General features: G+C 52.0%; 19 protein-coding genes. 8 read left to right on the forward strand and 11 right to left on the reverse strand.

The genetic code is table 11. The features are described 5' to 3' along the window. Nucleotides 1-2 precede the first annotated feature (2 nt). The 3 genes from FMR86_RS12515 to FMR86_RS12525 form a co-directional block, all read right to left on the reverse strand. Nucleotides 3-3,566: a response regulator gene (locus FMR86_RS12515; protein WP_163351743.1), complete on the reverse strand. Its 3,564-nt coding sequence runs from the start codon at nucleotides 3,564-3,566 to the stop codon at nucleotides 3-5. Beyond that, nucleotides 3,567-4,742 (reverse strand): TMAO reductase system periplasmic protein TorT, encoded by a 1,176-nt coding sequence (torT, locus tag FMR86_RS12520; protein ID WP_163351744.1) that lies wholly within the window; start codon nucleotides 4,740-4,742, stop codon nucleotides 3,567-3,569. 188 nt (nucleotides 4,743-4,930) lie between these two features. After that, nucleotides 4,931-5,944: a glycosyltransferase gene (locus FMR86_RS12525; RefSeq protein WP_163351745.1), complete on the reverse strand. Its 1,014-nt coding sequence runs from the start codon at nucleotides 5,942-5,944 to the stop codon at nucleotides 4,931-4,933. A 234-nt stretch (nucleotides 5,945-6,178) separates the two neighbouring features. Here FMR86_RS12525 and FMR86_RS12530 point away from each other — a divergent pair, with 234 nt between their 5' ends. From FMR86_RS12530 to FMR86_RS12540, 3 genes are all read left to right on the forward strand, one after another. Next, on the forward strand, nucleotides 6,179-7,225 hold the full coding sequence (locus FMR86_RS12530) for a radical SAM protein (RefSeq protein WP_163351746.1): 1,047 nt from the start codon (nucleotides 6,179-6,181) through the stop codon (nucleotides 7,223-7,225). 89 nt (nucleotides 7,226-7,314) lie between these two features. Further along, nucleotides 7,315-8,886, forward strand: a complete 1,572-nt coding sequence (locus FMR86_RS12535) for a Gfo/Idh/MocA family oxidoreductase (protein ID WP_163351747.1) — start codon at nucleotides 7,315-7,317, stop codon at nucleotides 8,884-8,886. Between the two features lie 2 nt (nucleotides 8,887-8,888). Next, nucleotides 8,889-10,055 (forward strand): UDP-N-acetyl glucosamine 2-epimerase, encoded by a 1,167-nt coding sequence (locus FMR86_RS12540; RefSeq protein ID WP_163351748.1) that lies wholly within the window; start codon nucleotides 8,889-8,891, stop codon nucleotides 10,053-10,055. Here FMR86_RS12540 and asnB read toward each other — a convergent pair. Together asnB and FMR86_RS12550 are read right to left on the reverse strand one after the other, a co-directional pair. Next, complete coding sequence (gene asnB, locus FMR86_RS12545; RefSeq protein WP_163351749.1) at nucleotides 10,042-11,982, reverse strand: asparagine synthase (glutamine-hydrolyzing); 1,941 nt, start codon at nucleotides 11,980-11,982, stop codon at nucleotides 10,042-10,044. The genes FMR86_RS12540 and asnB overlap by 14 nt on opposite strands. Nucleotides 11,983-11,992: 10 nt before the next feature. Continuing rightward, the gene (locus tag FMR86_RS12550) at nucleotides 11,993-12,943 is read right to left on the reverse strand and encodes a glycosyltransferase family 2 protein (protein ID WP_163351750.1); all 951 of its coding nucleotides are present in this window, start codon (nucleotides 12,941-12,943) and stop codon (nucleotides 11,993-11,995) included. A 323-nt stretch (nucleotides 12,944-13,266) separates the two neighbouring features. On the opposite strand from FMR86_RS12550, the gene FMR86_RS12555 reads away from it, so the two are divergent. From FMR86_RS12555 to FMR86_RS12565, 3 genes are read left to right on the forward strand one after another with little or no spacing between them, the layout of a single operon-like run. After that, nucleotides 13,267-14,442, forward strand: a complete 1,176-nt coding sequence (locus tag FMR86_RS12555) for a glycosyltransferase family 4 protein (RefSeq protein ID WP_163351751.1) — start codon at nucleotides 13,267-13,269, stop codon at nucleotides 14,440-14,442. After that, entirely contained in the window at nucleotides 14,439-15,587 is a 1,149-nt protein-coding gene (locus FMR86_RS12560; RefSeq protein ID WP_163351752.1) for a glycosyltransferase family 4 protein, read from the forward strand. Before FMR86_RS12555 ends, FMR86_RS12560 begins: the two co-directional genes overlap by 4 nt. Beyond that, nucleotides 15,584-17,560, forward strand: coding sequence for a glycosyltransferase family 2 protein (locus FMR86_RS12565; protein WP_163351753.1), 1,977 nt, complete (start codon nucleotides 15,584-15,586; stop codon nucleotides 17,558-17,560). Before FMR86_RS12560 ends, FMR86_RS12565 begins: the two co-directional genes overlap by 4 nt. Nucleotides 17,561-17,567: 7 nt before the next feature. Here the strand turns inward: FMR86_RS12565 and FMR86_RS12570 are convergent, their stop codons facing one another. Continuing rightward, nucleotides 17,568-18,335, reverse strand: a complete 768-nt coding sequence (locus FMR86_RS12570) for a sulfotransferase (RefSeq protein WP_163351754.1) — start codon at nucleotides 18,333-18,335, stop codon at nucleotides 17,568-17,570. Nucleotides 18,336-18,552: 217 nt separating this feature from the next. Here FMR86_RS12570 and FMR86_RS12575 point away from each other — a divergent pair, with 217 nt between their 5' ends. Further along, nucleotides 18,553-19,317 (forward strand): sialate O-acetylesterase, encoded by a 765-nt coding sequence (locus tag FMR86_RS12575; RefSeq protein WP_163351755.1) that lies wholly within the window; start codon nucleotides 18,553-18,555, stop codon nucleotides 19,315-19,317. 30 nt (nucleotides 19,318-19,347) lie between these two features. Here the strand turns inward: FMR86_RS12575 and FMR86_RS12580 are convergent, their stop codons facing one another. The 5 genes from FMR86_RS12580 to FMR86_RS12600 are packed head-to-tail and all read right to left on the reverse strand — an operon-like array spanning nucleotide 19,348 to nucleotide 25,821. Continuing rightward, entirely contained in the window at nucleotides 19,348-20,679 is a 1,332-nt protein-coding gene (locus tag FMR86_RS12580; RefSeq protein ID WP_163351756.1) for a class I SAM-dependent methyltransferase, read from the reverse strand. 45 nt (nucleotides 20,680-20,724) lie between these two features. Further along, the gene (locus FMR86_RS12585; protein ID WP_163351757.1) at nucleotides 20,725-21,681 is read right to left on the reverse strand and encodes a methyltransferase domain-containing protein; all 957 of its coding nucleotides are present in this window, start codon (nucleotides 21,679-21,681) and stop codon (nucleotides 20,725-20,727) included. Continuing rightward, nucleotides 21,681-24,119, reverse strand: a complete 2,439-nt coding sequence (locus FMR86_RS12590; protein ID WP_163351758.1) for a formyltransferase family protein — start codon at nucleotides 24,117-24,119, stop codon at nucleotides 21,681-21,683. The genes FMR86_RS12585 and FMR86_RS12590 overlap by 1 nt, the downstream gene beginning before the upstream one ends. A gap of 21 nt (nucleotides 24,120-24,140) precedes the next feature. Continuing rightward, nucleotides 24,141-24,902 (reverse strand): formyltransferase family protein, encoded by a 762-nt coding sequence (locus FMR86_RS12595; protein WP_163351759.1) that lies wholly within the window; start codon nucleotides 24,900-24,902, stop codon nucleotides 24,141-24,143. Continuing rightward, complete coding sequence (locus FMR86_RS12600) at nucleotides 24,883-25,821, reverse strand: polysaccharide deacetylase family protein (protein WP_163351760.1); 939 nt, start codon at nucleotides 25,819-25,821, stop codon at nucleotides 24,883-24,885. Before FMR86_RS12600 ends, FMR86_RS12595 begins: the two co-directional genes overlap by 20 nt. Before the next feature lie 150 nt (nucleotides 25,822-25,971). On the opposite strand from FMR86_RS12600, the gene FMR86_RS12605 reads away from it, so the two are divergent. Next, nucleotides 25,972-26,844: a class I SAM-dependent methyltransferase gene (locus tag FMR86_RS12605; protein ID WP_163351761.1), complete on the forward strand. Its 873-nt coding sequence runs from the start codon at nucleotides 25,972-25,974 to the stop codon at nucleotides 26,842-26,844. The last annotated feature ends 37 nt before the right edge of the window (nucleotides 26,845-26,881 follow it).

Genomic DNA, 26,881 nt, shown 5'->3' on the forward strand with positions numbered 1-26,881 from the left:
TGTTATTCCCGAATACCCTTGAACTGCATTTCCAGATCATCCAACTCAACCACGGCACCCTTGAAATCAAAACCGCCGATGGCCTTTTTAAGCCTTTCCAGTCCGGGTTGATACTTATCATCATATAGCTGCGGGGATATTTTTTCAAACACACTTTCAGCTTCAAAATCATTCCGGCCCAGCAGCGTCCTAAGTTCCGTAAATAAATCTTCGATATTCTCACCACCTGCTTTCGCAAAATCTTCCGGATCAGGCAATGCAGTCTCTTCCGGCAGGTTGGCGATGGAACCGAGGACTATCTGCAATTCGGTTTCATACGAATCCAGCAAAGGACGTACGGCGTATAAATTATTGTCCGTTATGGCCCGCTCCAATTCCCCGCAGACCCTGTGCAGTGAATAGGCGGAAAAATTCCCGCTCACGCCTTTTATTGTATGAGCCAGTACCGCTGCCTGTCTTTCCTTGCCGGACTCAAGCAACCAGCGCAATCGTTCTGCCGAATCGGAATAGTCGGCTTCGAAATCACCCAACATGGTCCGCAGCAGCTTTGTGCGGCCCAGCATCCGCTGTAAAGCGGATTGAATATCTATGCCCGGCAGGGAATCGGGAAGAACATCCTTTTCTCCGGAATCCAAATTCGCCGTTACTGTTTCCGTTCCTGATTCACTTTCCCGTGGAGCGATCCAGCGGCTCAGCGTCTCGAAAAGCTGATCCGTATCAATGGGCTTGGAAACATAGTCGTCCATGCCCGCAGCAATGCATTTCTCCCGGTCACCTTTCATGGCATGGGCGGTCATGGCAATAATGGGCAGGTTACAAAGCTTCTCAAGCTTACGCATTTCAGCAGTGGATTCCAGCCCGTCCATAACCGGCATCTGCACATCCATAAGTACGGCATCGTAAGGATGTTCCTTGGCCTCCACCACAGCCTCAAGGCCGTTGACTACAGTTTTTACATTAATGCCGACACATTCCAGAATTTCCCGGGCCACATTACGGTTAATGGCATTGTCCTCCACCAGCAGAACGGATGCCCCGGCCAATTTCCTGCTGAACTCTTCGGTATCACAGGAAACCACGGGCAAAGCCGGAACGTCATCACGCTTGCGGTCAAAAACATTCATGATCATATCAAAAAGCATGGACTGCTTTACCGGCTTGATCAGAAAAGCGTTCACACCTGCTTTTTCCGCCCGGATCATAATTTCCTCCCGGCCGAAAGCGGTCATCATGATGATAGGAATCTTGCGCACAAAGGGGTTCTTGCGGATATTGACGGTCAAATCGATACCGTCCATGCCGGGCATCTTCCAGTCCAGAATAAGCAGCTTGTACGGATCACCACCATTGGCGGACAATATGCTCAAAGCTTCTTCCCCTGAATTCGCAGCAGTAACATTAAAACTTAACGATTCAAGGGTTTCGCGCATGATTTCACGGGCCGAGTCATTGTCATCCACAATCAGAACCTTAAGTCCGCGCAGATCCGGAGGGGTCTGCACCAGACGGGATGAAGGAGTGGCACTTATGCCGAACTCAATGGAAAAATAAAAAGTTGTGCCCTTGTCTGAAGAACTCTCGGCCCAGACTTTTCCGCCCATTGCTTCTACCAGCTGTCTGGTAATGGCCAGCCCCAGTCCGGTGCCGCCGAACTTACGGGTGGTGGAACCGTCCGCCTGCGTAAAAGGCTCAAAAAGCTTGGGCAGCATTTCTTCATCAATACCCATGCCGGAATCACTGATCGAAAAGGTCAATAAGGTTCTATCTTTATTGACCGGTCCCGGATTGGCTCGGACAACAACTTCCCCGGCATCAGTAAATTTTATGGCGTTGTTGGTCAGATTGATCAGAACCTGCCCCAACCGGAGCGGGTCCCCGACCAAACGGGGCGGAACCTTTGGTGCCACGGAAACCACCAGCTCTATCCCTTTATCCGAAGCATTATTGGCAAAGAGGTCCGAAAGATTTTCCATAACATCGGCCAGTTCGAATTCGGTTGTTTCGAGGTCCAGCTTACCGGCTTCAATCTTGGAAAAATCCAGAATATCATTGATGATAGTCAACAGGGACCTTGCCGACTGCTTAATTTTATGCAGATAATCCCGCTGCTTGGGAGTCAGTTCCGAACGCAGGGCAAGGTCGGTCATGCCCAGAACGCCGTTCATGGGCGTCCTGATCTCATGACTCATATTGGCCAGAAATTCGCTTTTGGAACGGTTGGCTTCATCAGCTTCGCGCTTGGCCTGTCCAAGCTCAATGACCGTTTCAGAAAGCCGCTGTGCATTCTCCTTTTGTTCATCACGGGCCTTGAGCAACTCACGGGTACGCTCATCAACCTTCTGCTCAAGGGTGGCCTGATAACTTTTTATCTCCTCCTCCGCTTTTCTGCGGATTACAATCTCTTCACGCAAGGAGTAGTTATACTCCTTCAGTTTCTTCATGAAGTTATTGAAATGATCGGCCAGCAGACCAAGCTCATCCCTTTCTTCACGTCGCATACGTATGGAGAAATCACCTTCTTCAGCCTGATCAAATTTCTCCTGCAACTCATGAATTGGCCGGGACAGGGCATTACCGATAAACCCCGAAATAATCATCACCATCAGCAGGGCGGCCCCCATGACAATCATGATGACCAGCCCGATATCATCAAGGGGCTGGTAAAAATCGGATTTATAGCCGGAGGAGGTCACAACCCATCCCAGCTCCGGTATGTCATTAAAATAAATAACCTTATCCCTAAAAGATTCTTCGCCGGGATTCTTCCATTCATATTCGAAATGCCCGTTTTTCAAGCCAATAATCTTCTCGATAATCTCCCTTTGGCCGGAATCATCGATTTCCTTATAGCTGGTCCCTGCCAGCTTGGGATGAATCAAAAAATTTCCTTTATAATCAAGTATACTGGGATACCCGGTTTTACCGAATCCCAGGCTCAGAAAATTGTCCTGCAAATCATCAAGGTTGATCAGTTGGTTAAATTCATCACGATAGGAAGAGGCGGTTATGATCCAGTCCCAAGGCTGGAAATAGGTCATGGAGACTGCTTTAGGCCGGACCTCCTTCTCAAGAGGCTCTTTCCAGTCATACTCAAGATATCCATTCTTCTGCTTGATCTGCTCTTTCACAAAAGACAAACCGCTTAAATCCACCCCGAGCAGGCTGCGCTTGGGATGAACCACCATTACGCCTTCGCTGTTCAGACAGTAGACTCTTCCGGTTCTGCCGATATGCTGACTGCGGAAAGCCTGTGTCGCACGTTTCTTGGCTTCTGCTTCAGTTATGACTCCCCTGCGTACCTGACGGTGCAGCTGACGGACTATTTCATAATTTTTTTCCGCCACTGCCCGCATGTAATTCTTGATTGAGGCGTCCGCAGTGCTGCGGACCATATTGAGAATGGCTTTTGTCGCTACCTGCAGGTCATCTTCAATAGTCTGCTGCAGAATTTTCTTGGCCTGCATGTAGATCAGCCCCCCGCCAACCCCGAAGGCCAGCAGAAAAGCCAATGAATACGCTATAAAAAGTTTGTTGCGTATGCGCATGCTGCGTAAAGCCTGAAACATTTATTTCTCCGGCCCCAATTCAAATACAGGCTTGTAATCACGGGGTCCGAACAACCCGTCATATGGGTAACTGTCAATATTTTCAGTGGTCACAGTGGGAATAAAAGGACCGGAGCGGAAAGGAAAATCACGGCCCGGCTTTTCCCCATTCAGGATACGCACCATCATGTCAACGGCCATTCGACCCTGAAAAACAGTGAGATCAGAAGGAGAACCCATGACCTGCCCTTTAACTATTTTATCGTAAAGGTCGGGAATTATGTAAGTGGAGACAACTCCGGTTTCGGCACTCCTGCCCGTCAGCTCAAGTATCCCCGGAGCTACATCTGCAGCCACGGCATTTCCCACCAGGTAGTCTACATCCGTATGTTCAGCCAGGGCCTCATGCACAAGCCTGCTCTGCTGAACCCGCCCGGTATCACCCCACTTCACGGAAACAATCTCGACACTGCCCGGAAAATACTGCATGGCATCCTCGAACCCGTGCAGGGTTTCAGGGGCCCAGCCGGAAGCCTTGGGGCCGGGGAAAAATGCGATTTTAAGATTGTCACGCCCGGACTTCTCGGCCTGCTCGGCAAGGAATTCGCCTGCATAATAGCCCATATCGTAGAAGGAGACCAAAGCCTTGGCCGTAATCTGCGGAGCATGGACATCGTTGATAACTTCCACCACCGGGATTCCCTTGGCCGAAAGTTCAGCAACAATTGAATCCACGCCGCTGTAGCTGATGGAACCGAGAACAATCCCGTCCACATCAGCCCGGCTGAGTTCCTGAAGCTGCTCAATCTGCTTTTCCAGATGATCATACCCCCCGGCCTCAAGCAGCTTGATACCTATGCCCAGCCTCCGGGCCTCCTCAATAATGCCGTAATTAACTGCAATCCAGTAAGAATCTTTAATATGGGGAAATGATACGCCAATGGTGTATGGGCGGTTCACTTTTTGCGGTCCGTTCCATTCTTCCAGTTTGGGACCTTTCAGATTTGTGCTGGCCTGACCGGGGACTTTACTTTGCGCATCATAACTGCCGTAATAGCTCTTTACCTGTATGGGCCACCAGCTATCTTCAGCTGCAACAGCAGAAGTCCCGGCAGCGAGCAGAACAAGGACGGCAAGCCCGAATATGACAAACAGATTATTTATCGAAGAATAAAACTTGATCTCGGAAGAATACATCAGGCCCCTGTCCTCATGTTCATAGCCACTTGGATATACTTAAATTTTGCCCGACCATTCCCCTGAATGGACCAACAAAATTTCCACCTCAAGCTTGAACATAAGCTAATAGAGACCTTTTGTTAACAACTATAGTTTTATAAATTGTATTTATAACAAAAAGAGTCAGGCATGCGCACAGTCTACTGTCAGGAACCTTTCAAGGCCTGAAGATAGGCACTGCGCAAACCTTCATGTTCAATAGTTTCCGCAAAGTGAAGATAAAGGAGCTTGAGTGAGCCGTCCAAAATGGCTTTGCTGTTGTCCAGCCTGTTTTGGACTAAGGTCTCCCGGTTATAGCCTGCAATCCACTCCGCAAATGCTGCTGCCCTGTGGCTGGCCCTGTGCAGTCTGTCCACCTTGTTAAACCCGCTTTTTGCCACCTGCTTACAACGATCGCCATTCGCGGTGAGTTCTGCCACCAGTTTTACAAGCCCGTCCAGATCACTCTGTTCGTAGGTGAAGATGTCCTCACCATCGGTAAATAATTCGCTCTGCCCATGCCCTATCTCCGGCGTGACAAGACAGGCACCGCATCCTAACGCTTCGAACAACCGATAGTTCATGTCGCCCCGCTCGGCTATATTAAGCACCAGTCGGGCCTGTGAAAAAAGTTCCCGGTAATCTCCCTGCGTGACGTGCATATTGGGAATTTTTTTCTGCAATTCCCTAAGCATCCTGGCCCTGACAGGAAAAATGTCTTCCTTGACATTGCCGACAAAAAGCAGACCCCATTTCTTCTGCAATTCCAGCGGACGATCTTCATCCTTGGCAAAGGCGGGCAGCCAGAGGACCCGGTCATCCGGCAAACGTTTGCCGCGATATTCATCAATGTGGTCTTTCAGACTGACGGTGCACAGATCAAAAGCCTGAGCGTAAATGGGATACCAGCCATGAATATGGCTATCCACACTCAAAAAAACCGTCAGGCAGGGGTAGGATTCAAGGCCGAGCAGCATCGGCGGCTGGCTTCGATCTGCATAAATAAGAATATCCGGGACAAACCCGCACCTTTCAACTATCCAATCCCAATTCCTGGGCTGTTTGCCAACGAATATATGGGCAAGTTCGCCAACATGATTGCGGAAGGCATCAAGAAAAAAACGTCCACCTATCCAGGCAACCTTCAGCTGGGAAAGAGGGGAGTTCGTGAAATGGCTCATCCGGATTATCCACCTTTAACAATTGATGATACACAGGAAAATCTACCTTCGTACGGGACTTTGCGCAGGGAAAAGAGTAGATTAAGCGACAGCAGATCGAAAGTACACGTTTATGTAACTGATTTCAACACAACGCATTAAATGGTACGTTTTTCGCATTAAATTCAGGGATTATAATATTTGACACTACAGCCGCGTATGCTAGTCCATACGTTTATCAAGGAAAATAATTTTATGGCAATTAGCTCACTCCACTCCCTGCCACCCGGAACCCCAGTCCGAGCCGGAGACATCAACAGGTATGATGCAGAGACACCGTTCGTGGTTAACTGGGTCGTATCAAATGCGTGCAACTTCTCTTGTTCATACTGCTCCGAAGCAAGCGTCACAAAGTACAATGTGCCGCGCATGGAAGATTTGAAAAAAAGTGTCAACGCCATAGCCGCCCTTGACCGGACAAAGGTCAAATTCACATTAACAGGCGGCGAGCCGACCATACACCCCGACTTTGTCGAACTGGTGCAGTACATCCTCGAGACCCTTGGAGACCGGGTTTTCATTCATATAATGACCAACCTGAGTCAGTCGCCTCAATTTTTCTCCGACTTTGCCGAAAAATTCAAAAATTATACATCACAGATAGACTTTGACGCATCGATCCATCTGGAACAGGTGGACATGTCCGGCTTTGAGCAGGCTGCCACCATTCTTTCCGATGCCGGATTCGTGGTTGTCGCCTATGTTCTGGCGCATCCTCGCTATATGAAAATCGTCAGAAAGACTCACGAGCACATCTGTGGTTTTGAACTGGAAAATTTTCGGGCACGCCCTCCAAAGGTAGTCATTTTCAGCGGCAACAGACCTTCCCCACCGGTTTTCACACAAGAAGACTCCCTCTGGCTCGGCATAGGACAAGGCTCCGCCAAAACAGTACAAAATCTTTTTGTGGACAGGATCAAAACAACAACACCTGAACTTGTTCTGCACAGGGAATTGTTCGACAGAAACACCCTCATCGCATCGCAGCAGAACAACTTCAAAGGGTTGTTATGCAATGCCGGAGTGGACAGTATCGCAATCGACCAGAACGGTCTGGTGGACAGGGCCGTCTGCTTCAGGGGGAGCGGGCTGTCACAGCTTAATATTTACACTGACCCGAATATTCTCGACCATCTGGGCAGCCCGGTCAAATGCCCGTTTGAACAATGTTTTTGCGGCGCAGATCTGGTGTTGCCTAAATACATCATCCCTGAATTAGGACCGAATAAGAATACCGCATAATTCAGAAATGGACCGAAATCACTCACCCTGAACAGTACAACGACATATACAGAACATTTTATGAATTCAGATAACCACGGAGAATTCTAATGGGCCATTCGCCAAAAATATGTGTAATCGGCTCCGGATACTGGGGCAAAAACCTGATCCGCAATTTTAATAACCTCGGCAGCCTGTCCATGATCTGCGACAAGGACACGGAAGCAGTCGCCAGCTTTTGCTCCATGTACGAAGACGTGCAAGGGTGCAATTCCTTAAGCGAAGTCCTTTCCAACGAAGCCATTGACGCCGTCGCCATAGCCACCCCCGCGGAAACCCACTTCTCCATTGCCAAAGAAGCTCTGCTGGCCGGGAAACACGCTTTTGTGGAAAAACCTTTGGTCCTCTCTGAATCCGAGGCCCGCGAGCTCATCAATATTGCCGAAGAAAAAAATCTCACCTTGATGGTCGGCCATCTGCTCCAATATCATCCGGCATTCATCAAACTCAAAGAACTCGTCGATTCCGGGGAGCTGGGACGCATCAACTACATTTATTCCCATCGGTTGAATCTGGGTAAAATCAGACGTGAAGAGAACATATTCTGGTCCTTTGCACCGCACGACATATCCATGCTTCTTTCACTTGCCGGGGAAATGCCGGAGTCCGTCCGCACCAGCGGCGGCAATTACCTCCACAACAGCATTGCAGACACGACCATGACGGATATGACCTTCCCGTCCGGCCTCAGGGCACACATATTCGTGTCATGGCTGCATCCCTTTAAAGAACAGAAATTCGTTGTTGTGGCAGACAAGAAAATGGCTGTCTTCGACGACACCCTGCCCTGGGATGAAAAGCTCAAACTCTATCCGCACAAGATACATTGGGAAACAGGCCAGCCGATCCCCGTAAAAGCTGATGCAGAGTTGGTTGTCCTTGAAGAGAGCGAACCCCTGCGCGACGAATGCAGCCATTTCCTGACCTGTATTCAAACCGGCGAAACTCCAAGGACAGACGGCTTGGAAGGATTACGGGTTCTCAGCATCCTCAATTCCGGACAACGTTCCCTTGACCTTGACGGACAGGCAGTTTCACCCAATGTGGATGATTCTTCTGACGTTTTTGTGCATGAAAGTTCCAATGTCGATCCTGATGCCGAAATCGGCAAAGGCACGATGATCTGGAATTTCTCACGGGTTCTCGGCAAATCCAGAATTGGCACCGACTGCCGCATCGGGCAGAATGTGGTCATCGGACCGGACGTATTTATCGGCAACCGCTGCAAAATTCAAAACAACATCTCCGTATATACCGGCGTAACATTGGAAGACGATGTATTTTGCGGTCCCTCAATGGTCTTTACCAACGTTTTTAATCCAAGATGTGAAGTTCCGCGCATGGACCAGATCCGTTCCACCCTTGTCAAGAAAGGAGCGACTCTGGGAGCCAATTCCACCATCGTCTGCGGCAACACCATTGGCAGGTACGCCTTTGTGGCAGCCGGGGCTGTAGTCACGCAAAATGTAGCTGATCACGCTTTGGTGCTGGGGAACCCGGCCCGGCAGGCCGGCTGGATGTGCGAATGCGGCGAAAAATTACCCGAAGATATGACCTGCGAAGTTTGCGGAAAACAATATGAGCAAAAATCTCAAGGCTTAAACAGGATTGCAGGGAGTTAAAGATGAAGTTGGCAGTCATAGTCGGCGCACGGCCCCAGTTTATCAAGGCCGCCCCTCTGTTTCGTGCATTGAAAAAGCACAATGGCACACACCCTGCCGGACGCATTAAAGCGGACCTGATTCACACCGGCCAGCATTACGACCACCAGATGAGTCAGGTTTTCTTCAAGGAAGGCGGCCTGCCAGTCCCTGTTGCCGATCTGGGTATTTCCGGAGGCTCAAATTCGGTCATGATCGGGCGAATGCTTGAAGCTCTGGCTCTCCATTTCAAAACAGCAACCCCGGACGCCATTCTCGTCTTCGGCGACACCAACTCCACCATTGCCACAGCTCTGGTGGCAGCGGATTTCTCCATCCCGCTCATCCACGTGGAAGCGGGGCTTCGATCCGGCGACCTGACAATGCCCGAAGAACAAAACAGAATCGTTACTGACCGTCTTTCCTCAATTCTGGCCTGTCCCAGCATGTCATCTATCGAGAACCTCGGGCAAGAAGACATCAAAGGAGTAACCCTCACAAGGGACGCGCTTCCGGAGCAGGGCATGTCCATCCATTTCGGAAATACCCCGCTGATCTGTGACACAGGCGATATCATGCTTGATGCCCTGCGCTATGATGTGGAAAACCTTCCCGCGGAAAAACCGCAGGTTGTCGAGGAACTGGCTGACACCCCGTTTGCACTGTGCACTATGCACCGTGCCGCAAATGTAGATAACAGGGAAACACTTGCAGACCTGCTGGCAGGTCTGGGATTAATCGGAGCAGAGATACCGATATTGCTGCCTGTCCACCCCCGGCTCAAGGAACGCATAAAACAATTTTCTCTGGAACTTCCGAAAGGGGTCGTGCCGACATCTCCGTTGGGCCGCAACAATTTTCTGGCAGCCTTGAAAGAATGCACCGGCGTCCTGACCGACAGCGGCGGCCTGCAAAAGGAAGCAGCATTCCTCGGTAAACCGTGTGTGGTCCTGCGCCCGACCTCGGAATGGATGGAACTGGTAGACAGCGGAGCCTGCGTATTGGCAGGAGGCGAAGACGCCAGTGCAGAATCCGTGGCAGCCGCATGGGGCGGTGCCCGGATGCGCACCCCCGGACCGACGCGCGTCTATGGCGATGGAAAAACAGCTGAACACATCGTCAGTATCCTGAACAGGCTTACTTTCTCCTGATCGTCGGACCCTGAAAGCTGTCTTCAAGCAACCGTTTCCGCCAGCTCTCGAAAACGATAAGTGTCCATAACAGCTTGCGGTTATCCTGTGTGCCCTTCAGGTGGGAGTTGACCAGTCCGGAAACCGCATCAGGATCAAAAAGTCCGCCTTGCCTGACATTTTCAGGTGACAGCCTTTCCAGAAGAAGCGGACGCAACTCCCCGCGCAACAACTTCGCAACGGGCATGCCGAACCCTTTTTTTCCGCGGTTCAGTATGGGGGTCGGAACCCGTCCCCGGAGCATTCTTTTGAGGATATACTTTTGCTTCAAACCGTTGAGCTTGTATCGTGAATCCAAACGGTTAACATATTCGGCCAGATCCTTATCAAGAAACGGGGATCGAACCTCCAGCGATGTGGCCATGCTTGCCCGGTCAACTTTTGGAAGCAGACAGTCCGCCATATAAAATTTACAATAAAAACCGGTAGTTCTGTCTACGCGGTCACGTTCACCCAATTGAGCCAGCACGCAACGGAGTTCATTTGTGGTGTCAAAATCACCCAGCATATCACGGGTCTCTTGCGACAACAGGGCTTGCTGCTGCGCTGGAGAAAATGACCCCAGCCATATCTGATGCCTGACGTCTTCCGGGTATGCCATACCCTTGAGAAAATGCTTAACCCGAAAGTCAAAGCTCATATTCTTCCGGGAAACAGGCAGCCGTTTTGCCACTGACTGAATCCCATGGCGGATGAATCCCGGTATTCTGCTGTACCAGTCGGCGGCAATGTCAGCTACAAAAGGATCGTAGCCGGCAAACAATTCATCCCCACCCTCACCGCTCAGGGCCACAGTTACACTCTCACTGGTGAATCTGGAAAGAATATAGGTCGGAACAAGAGAACCGTCCGCAATGGGATCATCCATAAAATCCCATATCTCGTCCAATACGGCTCCAAGGTCGCTGCTGCTGAGTATATAACTCGAATGGTCGCTGCCAAAATGGTTGGCTGCCATATCGGCAAATCGCGACTCGTCAAAAGAACTTTCCTCGAATCCGATGGAAAAAGTCCGTATCCTGTCTGTATGCGGCAAATCACTCATCATGGACAGGATGGCTGTCGAGTCCACTCCGCCGCTAAGGAAAAGCCCCAGAGGCACATCCGATATCAAACGCCGTTCGGTTGCCTGCTGCAGCAGTTCACCGACCCTACGGGCCACTTCGGGTTCACGATCCTTTGAATACTCGATAGTGGAGCCGAAAGAGATGTCCCAATACCGGGTTTCGCTGTACCCGGACCGATCAAACGACGCATAATGGGCAGGCATCACTTTAAAAACATTTTCAAGGAGAGTATATGGAGCCGGGACATATTCATGCAAAAGATATCGACAGACGCTGTTGCGGTCTATCTCACGCGGACATTCAGGGTGCTTGAGAAGCCCCTTTATCTCGGAAGAAAAAGCAATCCCTCTGGAGGTTCGAAACCAATACAAAGGCTTTTTACCGAACCTGTCCCGGGCAAGGAACAACCGTTGATTCGAACCATCCCAGACGGCAAAGGCGAACATGCCGTCGAGATGGGACAGGAGCGCATCCCCCCACTGTTCATAACCGTGGACAATAACTTCTGAATCAGTATTGGTCCTGAACCTATGCCCGGCTCTTTCCAGCTCCGCCCTTACGGATTTGTAATTGTAGATCTCACCATTGAAAACCAGCTGGATGTCACCGGTTTCATTTCCGAGAGGCTGGTTGGCATTTTCGCTGAGGTCAATGATGGAAAGGCGGCGATGACCGAGACCGACCCATGCCCCTCTTGTTTCACGCACGTGCAAACCGGAAGCATCCGGCCCGCGGTGGGCCAGCGAATCGGTCATACGACGGACAGTAAGCTCCAAGTCCGGGACGTAATCAAAACTGACGATACCTGCAATTCCGCACATACTATGCCTGTCAGCGTCGGGTGACTCTTCGGATAACGTATGTATCCTGCCGGCTCATCTCGAAATATGAACGAATCTGCATCTCGCCGACCAAACCCATGACCACTATCTGGAAGGACCCCAGTCCTGTCAGAATCATGATCATGGTCAGCATTCCCCAGTCGATGTCCATAATGGAGAAAGAATTGAGCATACCCAGAATCATGGTCAGAATCACTCCCAACAAGAACACCTTGCTGGCTATCTTGCCGAAAAACTGAATCGGCCGAGTCAGAAAATCAGAGAAAAAACGAACCACAAGCAGATCAAGCAAGACAGTGCTCACCCGCGAAAGATTGTACTTTGTTGTCCCATACAGCCGGGGACGATGATTGACCGGAATTTCCACGATCCTGCTGCCGAACCATGCGGCGAACACAGGAATGAAGCGGTGCATTTCGCCATACAGGTTGAGATCTTTCACAATTTCATGCCTGTATGCCTTGAGTGAGCAGCCGTAATCATTAATCCTGACCCCGGTACCTTCGATAAGCCGGTTAATAATCTTGTTTGCTGCCATGGACGGAATTTTGCGTGTAAAAAGATCGTCATGCCGATCTTTTCTCCAGCCATTGACCAGATCATATCCTTCGTCCAGTTTGTCCAGCATCATGGGGATATCTGCAGGATCATTTTGCAGATCACCATCCAATGTGATGACCTTTTCTCCCTTGCAAAAATTGAAACCGGCCCTGAGAGCTGCCGTCTGTCCGTAATTTTTCTTGAATTCGATGACTAGAACATGCTTGTCCGACTCCTCCAGCTCCTGAAGTCTAGCTCCGGTCTTGTCGGTACTGCCGTCATTGATATAGATGACCTCATATGTCAGCCCCATGTCGAACACGGCTTCCGTAATCTCCTGATGCAGGATAGCCACGTTCTTTTCCTCATTGCGCATGGGTATGATAATAGAAAGATCCAACTGTGGCTCTTTGTCATGTGAGCCGGAACCCTCCGGACCGGGATTGATATTCGAAGCGTTGTTTCGGGATTCCATGTGCAAGACCTGTATAAAAAATTCAAGGTGGACAATATATTACCCAACGACCTTACATGGATATTATTTTGAGGTCCACTTCTTTGTGATCCTGAGCGGTCCCGGCAGTTCCGGCAAAAACGTGGTGCTGCCCCTCTCCGCCATTCAATAAAATGACTTGCCTATAAACCGAGTGCTGACATATATGTATCACCAGAACCACGCTCGAAAATATGTGCCATCATGGCGAAATAAGAGAAAGAAACAGCATGAACATCCTCATGCCGGGCCTGTTCGACCCGGCCAAAAATGACGCCTGCAAAATCCATTTTTACGAAGTGGCCCGTTCTCTTGCCCGACAAGGACACCGGGTAACCATGCTGGTACCCGCATGCCGGACCGGAGACCTTCCCCTGACACCGGGGCTTTCACTGACAACCCTGCCGTTTCAATATCGTGAAAGCCTGTGGCACGTATTCCTGCTCTCCCTGATCCAGATCCTCTGGTACGCGCGCACGGTCACACCTGAAACCGATGCCGTATATGTGCGCTGGCGCATGTTCCCGGCCATATGTTTTCGACTTATCAATAGACTCAAGGGATTATCCCCCGTTGTTATTACTGAGCATAACGGCTGGGTGGAAGACGAAGTCCGCGTCCAGCACGGTCAAGGCTGGATGGAACGGATTGCACGGCTCCTGCAGATTGCGGACGGACGCTCAGCCCACGGAGTGGTGGCCGTGGTGGACGGCATTGCAGAACGGTTGCCCGAAGATGTCCGGCACAAAACCGTAGTGGTGGACAACGGTACCAATCTGGACCGCTTTCACCCCATGGGAAGAAAACAATCATTACAACGCAGCCTGCTCGGCAAAGGAGGAGGACCGATCATCGGCTTTACGGGCAACATATCCCGCTGGCAGGGCGTGGATGACCTCATCAGGGCATTTGCCGCCATTGCCGGAAATCATCCCGATGCCAAGCTGATCATTGCAGGGGACGGCCCCTATCTTACGGAACTGAAGGCCATGGCCAAGCAGACCGGACAGGGTGAACGCATCCGTTTTGCCGGGGATGTGCCGTACGAAAAGATGAACGACTGGCTCAACCTGTTTGATCTGGCTGTGGTACCCAAAAGCGTCTCTCTCGCCCATATCGGATATTCGCCCCTCAAGGTTCGCGACTGCGCTGCTGCCGGGCTGGCTGTGGCGGCCACACGGGTTCGTGGTCTGACCGAGCTGGAAGAACACGGCTGGCTGGTCACATGGTCCCCCGATGAACCCGATGGGCTGGCTAATCTTCTGGACGAACTGCTCAGCGGACCGGACAGGCTGGCAGCCATGGGTACAACGGCCAGACAGTATGCCGAAACCCATTTTTCATGGGACAAAGCGGCACAAAAGGTCACTGAATTTATACAACAGATCAGGACAGAACAACCATGAAAGTACTGCTGGTCAATTACGAATTTCCCCCGCTGGGCGGCGGTGCTGGCAACGCGACCCGTCATCTGGCCGCAGACCTGACAACCATGGGCGACGAGGTCAAGGTGCTGACCATGGCCCACGGAGACCTCCCCGCGCGGGAATGGCGGGACGGATATGAGATCATCCGGGTGCCGTCACGCCGAAAGCGAGCAGACCGCTGCACCCCGCTGGAGATGAGCACCTTCATGGCGGGCGGCGCATACTCGGCGCTGAAACTTTTCCGCACCTGGAAACCGGATGCGGCACTGGCTTTTTTCTCCATCCCGGGTGCGCCCGTGGCCTGGTTGTTAAACCGTCTGACCGGAGTGCCTTATGCCCTCTCCCTGCGAGGCGGTGACGTGCCGGGCTTTCTTCCGGACGATCTGGCCGGCTACCACAGGCTGACCACGCCCCTTATACGCTTTCTCTGGAAACGGGCCGCCTTCGTAACGACCAATTGCCGCTGGCTGGCCGACCTGACACAACGCACCGAGCCCGGCCTGCCCGTCAACATTATTCCCAACGGTGTGGACACAGACTCCCACCATCCGGCCCCGCAGCGCGCGGATGGCCCGCCGCAACTCCTTTTAGTAGGACGCCTGACCCGGCAAAAAGGAGTGGATATTCTGTTGGAAGCATTGTCATATTCCAACATAAGCAGGGATGTGCGGCTCGATATTGTGGGGAATGGCGACGAACGGGCTGCTCTGGAAGCGCAGGCAAAGCAGCTTGGGCTGGCGGACCGGGTCACGTTCCATTCCTATCTGCGTGGTGAAGCCCTGCGCAGGCAATATCAAAAGGCTGACATCTTTGTGTTGCCGTCACGGGACGAAGGTCTCCCCAATGTTCTGCTTGAGGCTGCGGCCAGCGGGCTGCCAGTGCTGACGACAAGAGCCGGAGGATGCCCGGATGCGATCAGGGACCGGGAGACCGGCCTGCTCGTGGAACCGGACAATTCCAAAGAGCTGGCACACGCATTGAGTACGCTTCTTTCCGCGCCGGACCGCGCACGGGCCATGGGCCACGCAGGCCGCGAACTTATGATACGAGAATTTTCCTGGACCAAGGTCAACAGCCGATACCGTTCTCTGCTGACAAATCTTCTACCAAGGAGCACAGGATGACCCGAAACAGCCCAGACCAGCTCAGTCATGCCGTCACTCTGCACCGCAAAGGCGCATTTTCCGAGGCCGCCGAAGCCTTGAACGCATACACGGCCAACCGCGACTTCCAGTCACTGACAGCAGGAGACAACCGGGAGCCCGGCACTCCGCTGTTCAGTATCATCGTCACTCTCGCACCGGGACACGATCCCGCCCTGCTGCTCAGGGATATCACAGCCCAGACCGTGCAGGACTTCGAGATCATCATGGCTGCTTCGAACACTGACATCACCCCGGCATCCAAAACATGCATGCTGCTCTGTCCCCCCGCCTTCACCATGGCCGAACAATTCAATGCTGCCGCCAGCATGGCCCGAAGCACCATCCTGACCTTTCTCGATACTGGATGCAGCGTACCGCCCGATTATCTGGAACGGCTGGCCGCCGCTTTCACTGAACTGGACATCTATGCCTTGCGCGGCAGAATTCCGGCCAGGGGAGCTTGTAAATTCAATGAACTGGCTGACCATCTGGACCTCGGCCCGGCAGACTGCGCTTCGGCTTTGGAAGTGCCGGTCAATCTGGCCGTGCTCCGGGAAGCATTTGTGCAACTGGGCGGATTCAATCCGCTGCTGAGCGAAGGAGCCGGGCTTGGGCTGGCCTGCGCCTTGAGCAACGCAGGAGCCGAAAACCGCATGGCCTACCGTCCCGATGTTGTGATCCGGCGCGACTGGGCCGCATCGGAAAATCAATGGGCAGAACGTGAAGCACTCATGCAGCTGGACAGCGCATACCTCAAAGCCACCGCACAGGCATGGCCCACTGTGCAGGCCCGGCAGGCCATGGCGGAAAACGACCGCGTCAAAGGACTGCGCTCCGGGCTGGAACTGCCGGCACGAAACACCATCCGGCTTGGGAACAAAGAGCTGGACCTCGGCCTCATGCTCAAGGCCAAGGGCAACCTCCCGGTGCTGCTGGAACATTTCAAAGATGCCCGCCAGCCCGTCTTCACAAGCATGGTCAGTGCCGCGCTCCTGAAGACAGGCCGCTACGCCGAGGCCAAAACATATCTTGAACAAATGCCGGAAAACGAAGAGGTCCGCCTCAAACGCAAGTCTGCAGAGCTCCTCTCCGCCATGGAAGCTCCTCTTGAAAAAGAACCCCGCGTGCATGTGCTTCTGCTGGCCTGCGACCGGGAGAAAGAAGTCGGTCCGGCCCTGCGCGAACTGGCCAAAACTGATTACAGCAACTACGCCATCTACGTGGCGGACAACGGCTCCTCGGATGCGACCTATGCCCGTTGCGAAACAGTGTTGGCTGAATTCCCGGAGCACATAGAAACGCACCTGCAACGCTTTCCCGTAAACATAGGCCGTCCCATCGGCCATAACTGGCTGTTGGCGGATCACGATCATTCCGCCGCTGAATACATATGCATTGCTGACGATGATCTCTTTGCCATGGAACCGGGCTGGCTGACCGATATGGTCAAAACCATGCAGCTATTCCCGGAAGCAGGAGTGGTGGGCGGCAAGGCCTACGGCCCGGAACAGTACAGAACCATCCACGGCGGCGTACGCAATATTATCTGGATGGACCGCGAGGATCTGGTCCTGAGCGGCGGCAAGGATGAACTGGATTACGGCCAGATGGATTACATCGACATGGTGGACCACGTCATCGGCTGCCTGCACATCTATCGCAGCGACGTCCTCTTCGGTGAGATCGGCATGTTCGATCCGGGCCTATCCCCCTGTCAACGCGTGGATGTGGATCATCATCTGCGTGTCCGCCTGAGCGGCAGACAGATTATCTACAACGGTTTTATTGAGATCGGACACCTCAGGTCCGGCGGCGGACAGCCCATGACTCCGGCCCGCTTAGGAAACGTGCTCGGCAACCAGATAAAAATGCTCTACAAGCACGACCCGGATCAGGTACGCGCCGTGCTAGCCGCTCTGGCCAAAGTGCGGGAAAAATGGCTGGGCCAGTGACGGTTCACTAATCAGTAAAAAACTCCGCGTACTCGCTGCCGGAAAAAGATTCGCGGATTTCAGCGTAATTTTCCACAACCTCGGCAACAGGCCGGCTGCGGACCTTGTGGGATGTGGTTGTCAGCTCCGCTTCCCGCACATTCAGGAATTCAAGCACTTTCGCCATTTCCTGCTGCATATTTTGGGTGATGTTTTCGTATGAGACTTCAATGATCGGTTTCATGGCGAAAAATTCACGGGCCCGTTTTTCAAGATCACGCGTGGAGCGAAAAAAAACCGCACACTCATCAACGTCTGCCCGGACACGGATATCGGTTTCCACATCCGCGGCACTGGCTGCATTAAGAGTGGCTCCACGCTCCTTGCGTTTGGCGGCAATGAGCCGGGAGACATACATTTTGAACAGGTTGGTTCTTCGTATATGAACCACGCGCAAACCGTCCAAAGCAAAAAGGTAACGAGCCAAAGGTTTAAGGTCGGGACTGAAAAGCTGGTTATAGAGAAGCTTGAAACCCACGGCCCGGACATTCGGGTCATAATCCGAGCCGAATACGGACTGAATGAACGGGACAGGATGGGCATCCCGCCAGGCGATGGTATCCGGAGCATTGAGACGCTCCATGTCAGGATAATCCCAGTAGATACGGCCCGGACAGAAAAGTTCACTGTAACTGATCAGGTCAGGATGAGAACGAAGCAGGTTTTTAAGCAGAGTTGTGCCGCAGCGTGCGCCGCCCAGAACGATAAAAGGGAAACGGGGCAAGATTTCCGTCATCAGGTCTGCTCCTGAAATCAAAGGGGTTATATCGTCAGAGCATGCCAACATTGAAAATGTTTAAAGGCTCTGAAGATTTTTTCAAACTTGAAATACGCTAAACTGATCCGGCAATAGACTATTTAGAACAAAAGTGTTCTAATCCGCACTACCCTGAAAACATTACATGTTAATGGTCGGCTTAGCAATTACGACAGGAAAAACCATATTCATTACCATGCTGGATAGAATCTTCAAATCACCCTTTTTGAGAAGGGCCGAACGGCTGGGTTTCAACGTTAACCCCAACGGAAGGCCCCGCATTAAGCCGCGCGACCTTAGCGGAGAAAAAACACTCGTCCTGCTCTGCCTCGGCCAATCCAACGCTGCTAATTTCGGGGAAACCCGCCGAACCTGCGGCCCCGGAGTCTACAACGCCTTTAATGCAAAAATATACCCGGCCAGAGATCCCCTGCTGGGCGGGGCCAACACTGGCGGCAGCGTCTGGACCCGTCTGGGCGATCTGCTGCTCGAAAAAACCGACTATGAACACGTAGTCATCGCTCCCGTGGCTCCCGGAGGCACCAGTATCCGGTTCTGGGAAAAAGGGAGTGGCCTGCTGGCAGCGGCGATTTTCCAAATGCAGTTTCTCGCCAAAAACAATCTTCCGGTAAACGCCGTGCTCTGGCATCAGGGCGAGGCAGACCGCGAGACCCCGCCGGACGAATACAGCCTCCGTCTCAGAACGCTGATCAGCGACCTCCGCGCCGAAGCCGGACAGCTTCCGTTCTTCGTTTCAGTGACCACCCGCTCCCGGGAGCTGCTCAGCCCCCCGATCCAAGCGGCCCAACGACAAATCACGGACCCCGCCAAGGCCATATTTCCCGGTCCGGAGACAGATCCCCTGACCGGAGACTTGCGTCATGACGGTGTTCATTTCTCAGATCAGGGACTGACTGAAGTTGCCCGGCTGTGGCTGGAATCGCTTTCCGTGATCCTATGACGATCATTCCCACAACAAAATCGGATCCGATTACCCTTTAACCACAACCCTGTACACGGTTTTTCCATGTGCCTGCTCCGCAGTCAGAGGCAGAGTCGCCTGACAATGCCAGCGGTCAATTCTACCGTACCGCCCGAGAACTCCGTCCAGCTCGTCTACCGTGAACATGCAATGGCTGTCCCGCGTGAATGATGGAGACTTGGCATGTTCAAGGACCACCAGCATTCCTCCGGGACTCAGACTTTCCCACGCCCGGTCCAGAGTCGCCTCAAGAAGTTCTCTGGGAACATACAACAACGAGGTCAAAAAAAGCACGGCATCACATTCTTCAGCAAAGGCATGATCCTGCGCAGCTTCTATACGCATGCGGTGCCGGGTGTCGCCGGCCTTGAAAAATGCGTTGCGGCAGCGAAGAAAAGGAAGGATGTTGTTGAATGAGACATCAACGTTCAGTGTCCGCCCGATGCGCCCGGAATCGAAATCCAATTCCATGAGATTGAACCCGGCCCCTCCGCCGCAATCCACAATCCGCAGATCCTGCCTGCCGGGAAAGTAGGTCTTCACGAAATGGCTCAACAGTCCGCTTCGCGAAGCCACGGGACGCAGGTTGTAGTCGAAGTAGTCAAAAAAACGCTCCGTATCAAAACGTTCAGGAGCATACAGTTTCTCAAGATGCACGGTCATGTCGGCATGCTGGGATTGAGCCGGAAGACACACTATATCTTGCGCGATTGCTGTATCGATCACCCCTGAATACCCATTTAGAAAAAGATGCGGCAAATCCCCGCCTTCCCCGATCCACTCTGCATACCACGCAGCCACAGAGCGCAGGTCCGGGGCAGGCACAGGAGGATTGAAATCAGCATACCCGCTTTCCGCATACACAGCCACCGGCTCGCCCATGAAACTGCTCAACCATTCCAGAGACCACCGGCCTTTATCCTTCGCGGACCGTTCATCCCAAAAAGGCAATGTCATCACGCCATCAGAACACACAGTATTCCCCTGCGCATGCAGCACTCCTTTCCACCAGTTGGTCCTGAACGAGGTAATCCCTCTGGAAAAAACAAGACGGTTCAGGGAGTGCGGAACTACGGGAGAAAGATAAAACCGGAAGTTTTCCCGCTCAGCTGCGTAAAGATCCGGAAGAAGGGATTTCGACATGGGACACAACCGCAGCAGCGTCTCTTTTTCCGCCGCACTAAGTGCAGAAAAATTCGTCACAAGGCTTTCCTCAGCCCTTTCAAACACACATGCGGTCGGCCCGGTGTAAGAACACAACCGCTTCAGCTCGCCACGGGCACTGAAACGGTTATGTTGTTTTCTCAGTTTATTGACAATAATGCGCAGTAATTCGATCAATAGTTATTCCCTCATCCTACGAACATGATAGACGCGCTTGCTTTTTTACTTAGTCACATAGATGCTTAAATAAACGGCATCCTCAACCGGGACCTTCAGTGCTTCTTCAGTCACACAAGAATAATAAAAACGGGCTTGCTTTTCGATCCACTCCGTGCGGATTTCTCTCTGTGTTCTGGGAGAAACTTCATTCAATAACCGCCAGTAGTCGTTTCGGAGGCACAAAGTACGTTCGATGACATTCTGTTTAAATATATCTGCATGCGGAAAAGCAGACTCTATTTGCTGAACCTTAAATCCCGCCTGTAAAAAAACATCCTCCCATTGTTTCACGTCCCAGCGGGTATGAAAGGTGTCAGTAATAGAAAAAGGAGACGATTCATGAATCATTTCAGAAGAGAAACATTCCCCCATTTCATCATAAGCCGCATAAAATTTATCTGTCCACACTTGGAACAGGCCGATCCCGTCCTCGTGCATGCTCGCGTAAACATTACGCAAAAATGCCACCGGATCTTTAACAAAATAAAGGGCATTATGATACACTGTACGAAAGGCCCCATCATCAAAAGGAAAATCGGCAGCGTCATTGTCATGTAAAGTCAATGCATCATGAGCCCTAAATGAAGAAGCCACTTCAAGGGATCTGGGATTGTAGTCCGTCCCATGGGTAAATGTAGTTTGCGGAAACCGGACAGGAGTTTTACCATCCACAGCAAGTTCCCCACCGAGGGCTATGAACGATGTGGATCCATCACCGCAACTGATATCTATGCTCGGCCCAGTCATGTCCAGCGAAGCAAACGCTCTGGTCTTGGCATAATTCAGAAACCCTGACACCGGCTGAAAACACGACCAGGTCATGAATTGGATATACTCCTTGGGTAATCCCTGAAGCTTGTCGCTTACCAGCGGACTCTGCAGCAATTTCCGTTCTTCATCTTCCTTGCCTGAATCCACTTTTTTATTCTGCTGAAATACGCGCCTTAACAACGACTTCATTATAACTTCTCCATAATATTTTTTGCTGAAGCAGACTGCTTCACAAGCTCCCGGTACCCCCGGCGGGCGGCAAGCCAATCGTTTAATCCCGCCCGTAGGTAGATCCGGCTTTCACAGTCCGGTGCTTCGTCCACATCCTCCGGTTCATCGCACAGGATGTAGCCTGCCACCATTTCTGCCGCCATTCTCATAATAAAAATTTCCTGTGCGACAAACGGAACGCCGCAGACCGCAGGATCGACAACCTTCCTGACAAGAACCTCTCCGGTATCAATTCCCGCATCCACACGATGTACAGTGGCTCCCAAACAATCAAAACGCTTTTCCGCCAAAGCAAACAGGTTCCCCACACCCCGGAATCTGGGTGTGATGCCGGGATGGGCATTAATAATCGGGCAACCTAACGCCGCAAGAGTTTCCCTAGTTAAAATCGCGCACCGACAGGTAACGATCAAATCCGGGCTAAACCCTGAGACCCGGGCAAGAACCTCCGGCCGGTTGACATCCGTCGTTGAGAAATCCGGAGTAAACTTTCGTGCTTCATGCCGTCCGCAAAGGGAATTGTACAGCGGCAACACCAGTTGCAAAGCCACTATATCCAGAGTCTTCAGCACACCGCGCCGCTTAACCGTCCGCGCAAGCGTGCGGACCATTCGCGAAGGAGTAAGCGGCCTCTCCTCCACAATGAGCAGATTGCAACCGGAAAGACGTTCCGCCAGATGATTCACCGCCGCAACCGATGGAGTGGAGTTATCGCAGAGAACAACAACCTTTTTTCCGCATTCAGCAGCCTGCGGGTCTTTTTCAGCCGCCGGAAAATTCCAGACCGTTTCAGCGGAAAAACCGGGCGCAGGCACGGCAGAATCAAATTTTGCCGCCAGCTGTGAAAAATCGAAAAAATCAGCAGAGGCCATGTGAATAGACGTTCCCTCACCCACCCGGCGCACCGTCTGCATTCCGGCAGGCCCTGTAAAACTGTCCCGGAAAATAATTTTGTTTTCTGAAAACGAAATTTCCCGCAGCATGTGGGCACTGCTCTGCGGTCCCGGTCGTACAAGCAGCTTAACAAGCAGCTTCTTGGCCGATTCCCGCAACCACTTGAAACGAAACAGGGTCAGCCCGGCCATGAGCAGGCACAGGTGGCGAACCGGAGTCATGCGTTGCATCGCAAGCCGCGAAAAAGGTGCCGTTATGGTTACGCTGTTCTCTTTGACCCGCCCGGATGAACAGCCCGGAGCCTGAGTGCAGTGCTCCTTTTCCTGAATGAGGGCACAGTATCCCCGGTCCTCGTAGGCCCGTTTTCCAGTAGCCTTGTCAAAGGCGACGATATTCCCGCCGCCCCCAGTTGAAACAACCGCGTAGTAAGACGGCGTTCCGGCTATAAGTAACCCGGCCTTGGAAAATTCCTTCCAGACCGAACCACGCAGGCACGGAAGTGTGTAGCCCGCAACATCCATTGCCGGACGTTCCCTGAGATAACGGGCTGCATCCAGATAATTGGAAGCCAATCTTGCAGCATTAGGCAGATCAAGCCATTCCGGGATAGGGGTGGTTCCATTCTCAACCCCCTTTGCCAGCAGGTCCAGCATAGCCGAAGCTTCCTGATGGCTGGCTGCCAGCCGGGACACTCCTCCCGGATACACAACGCAGGTTAGCCGCGCTCCGTAATGTCCGCCCAGTGAACCGTCCGGATGCACAAAATAGGGCATGAACCCGGTCACAGCCTCCAGCATGGCCGGTTCCAGTTCGGAATAGCCCCGATGCGCAAGCCGGGCGAGGTAATGAAGACACTGCGTCTGATAGCCGGGATCAGCACCCTCGTATTCCGCGAACCAGCCTTCCGGCGAAAATATCTTCAGAAGTTCCCGCACAAATTCACGCGCCCGTTGCCTGTACCGCTCATCCGAGGTATGGCGGTACAACTGGTCAAAAGCCAGCGCAAACAAGGCCATATGATTGGCGATGCTGGCATATCCCTCTTCATTTTTCAGCAGGAACTCTCCGGCCCGTGAAAGAGCCGCTTCAACACGTTTCACGGCCTGCCCGGGCAGGTACTCGCCGACCATGTCGAGCACGTCCAGAACCCCGGAAACCGTATATGCAGTTGCGCCAAAGGAATGATCGTGGGGAAAAACCTGATCAAACGAACCGTCACGGTGCTGCATATCAGCCCACGCCGACAAGCCCTGCTCAATATAAGACAGCAGGCGGGAGCTTTGGAAGAAACGGTTTCCATCCACATCAAAAATATACGCCTGAGCAAACAGTCTCAAAGCGTACTGCATGCTGGCATCGGGAAAAGGCGCAACTTTCCACGCCCAGAAATCCCGCTTGAAGACGCCCTGCGTCCGGGAAAGGGCGTTGCGGTCCATATGGGCCAGAATCCGGGGAATAACCGTGAGTCCTGCCTGAGTGTATGTGTGTTCGTAACCGGACATGCCTCCTCCCAAAAACACGAATCAGATGTACCGCAAACCAAGTTTTTTAAACAAAAGCACTTCTTCCCCGGTCAGTTGACCGTAGTACGGGGAGTTCCCTGCCGTCACCCTGCCCAAATCTTTCGCGCACATCAGATTATCCACCGCCCGGTCAAAAAGTTCAACACTGACGGCAAAAGCCCGCTCATAACATTCAAAGACGTTGGGCACGGCCTCAACAGAGGCCTGGGCCACGATGCGTCCGCAATCATATTCAGGGGTCATGGTATGGATGCTCACCCCTATGCTCCGGTCTCGGTTGAGCAAAGCCCGGACAACCGGTTCCACTCCCCGATACTGCGGCAGCGCGGAGCAATGGCGGTTGATGCAACCCATGCGTGGCTCAGAAAGGATTGCGTCCCCTAAACGTATCGGCTGATTGTTGTATACGATATCCACCCCAAGCCTGCGGACAAGGGCTGTACAAGCTCCCGCGTTGGGAGAATCAAAAAAATCCACAGACAGGTTGTGACGCTTAAACGTCCGGCGCACGCTTAGAAGCCATGGCCGTCCCGCCGCCAGTTGTCCGGCACGAATTCGTGCCCAACGCGCAGCCATGCGGGGCAGGGCCGGAGGGCCGTCAAGCTTCAACGCATTCCTAAACCCGGACCTGCCGGAAACAGGGAATACAGCGGCACCGACAATAGCACCACCCCACTGCTCCAAAAGCTGATCATACATGGCCGGATGAAAAAGGCTCTCCCCGGAGCAGAAAAGAAAAATACTAGGTGCTGAGTTCTTCAAGAGTCACCACCTTTCTATTTCGGACAAGCACACCCAAACGCTCTTCCAGCCACTCAACGGGATCACGGTGTCCGCAATAATACTTCATGGATACGGTCGGCAACCATGGAACAGTGCTCATTGCATCAGCTGCGGCCAGTTCGATGGGATGCAGTTCATAATGCACATGCTTCCCCTGCCTCAACAGCAATGCCGCCTGCGCATAAAAAAAAGCCCGTGGCAGAACAGTATGCTGAGTGCCGTAAAAACCCAACCCCAAGGCACTGGGGATGGCCCATTCCCAAAGCTGTTTCCCGCCGTTCACCGTTATATTCCAAGGTCCCTGCCCGTGAAACCGATTATGCAGGTCACCGATCCCTCCGTGCCGGTAATCCCGGCGCAAAAGGCGCAGCCCTATAAGCGACAAACGCCCCAGCAGGCTGTTGAACACGCTTGAATCATAGGAATAACCTAGCTCTGACAACACCTGAAGGGTCTGTCCGGTCACGTGATATGCAGGAGCCCTGTAACCCTTAGGAGATACGCCGAGAATTTTTTCAATGGTCGTGTGCCCCGCTTCCACTTCTTTGCGGATGCCGTCATCATCAAGAGCAGCCATAACAGGATGGGTCAACGTATGGTTGCCGATGACATGCCCCTGCCCCACAGCCCTTTCAAAAAATGCTCTGGCATGCGGATCGTTCAGCCGCTCGGCAATACAGAAAAACGTCGCCCGGATGCCGAGGCGGGAAAAAATATCAGCCATGGCGGGGAGCCAGACGCGATAGGTCCAGCGGTCTTCCGGCAAAACACTCCCCGGCGGAGCGAAATTCCGGTAATCCTGTATCCCGTCACAATCCACGGAAAATGAAACGGTATTCCCGGCAGATTCAGATAGTGCGGAACAAGAAACAGGATCTATGGCAAGCGATGATTTCATCTTAAGGAGATTACATATTTACATAGTGTTAACAATGAGTAATAATCCAAATATATTTTTTTACACTAGCGATATCCTGCAATAAAGTATAAAGCAAATATGCTAATCAATACACCATAATTTGGATTGGTGTATTAATAGGAGTTGGTATTGTTCAAGCCGTTTAGGAAAGAAATTTTGGAGACTCTCCGGTGCCCGGAATGCAAAAACAAAGTCACGCTGCAAAGCGATCAAGACACAAAGCCTTCCCGCCAATACCGCTGCACCTCCTGCACATGGATTTCTCCTGATACAGCAACACCTGACTTCACGCCGTCAGAGGGATTAAAATTACCAAATTTTGCAAAAGACCCTGATCTGATTAGATTCAACCAACACCGTCAGGCCGTCTTTGACTATAGCCATCAGCACCCGTTGGTGTCCTTAGTGGAAGAATCTGGACACAAAACCATCCGGTCTTTCAGGCAAAAACTGGCGACAGCGCAAAACAAAACCTCTTTTGTTCTTGATCTGGGGTGTGGAGACGGTGCCCACATTCCGTTCATGCTGCCAGCAGATATTTATCTGGCAGCAGATATCAATATGCATATTCTTGAGACGCTGGTAAACAGATATCCGGAAATTCCCGCCATAAGAGCAGACGGCTACGATCTTCCATTCGCGGATAACAGTTTTGATGCTGTTATCAACGTTTATAATCTTGAACACATGATATATTGTGACTTGTGCCTTGAAGAAATGGCAAGAGTCGCCAAAAAAGATGGCGATATCTTTATTAGCGTTCCTTGTGAAGGCGGCTTTGCCTGGAGTTTTGGGAGATATCTATCCACCGCTAAAAATTTTAGTGAAGCTGACTTTGATTACCTGAAAGCTACCTCTTTGGAACATGTCAATTGTATCTGGCAACTTGAAAAAGCTATAAAGCGTCACTTCAGAATTGAAAAGGCTACAGGATTTCCTCTTCCTTACATGCCCAACTCTCTTTCTTTGATAAAAACCTATCACTGCAAGTTGGCATCCTGACTTCCCAACAACAATAGAAGAATCAATTAGCAACACG

It is taken from the genome of Desulfovibrio sp. JC010, assembly GCF_010470675.1.
Taxonomy (GTDB): domain Bacteria; phylum Desulfobacterota; class Desulfovibrionia; order Desulfovibrionales; family Desulfovibrionaceae; genus Maridesulfovibrio.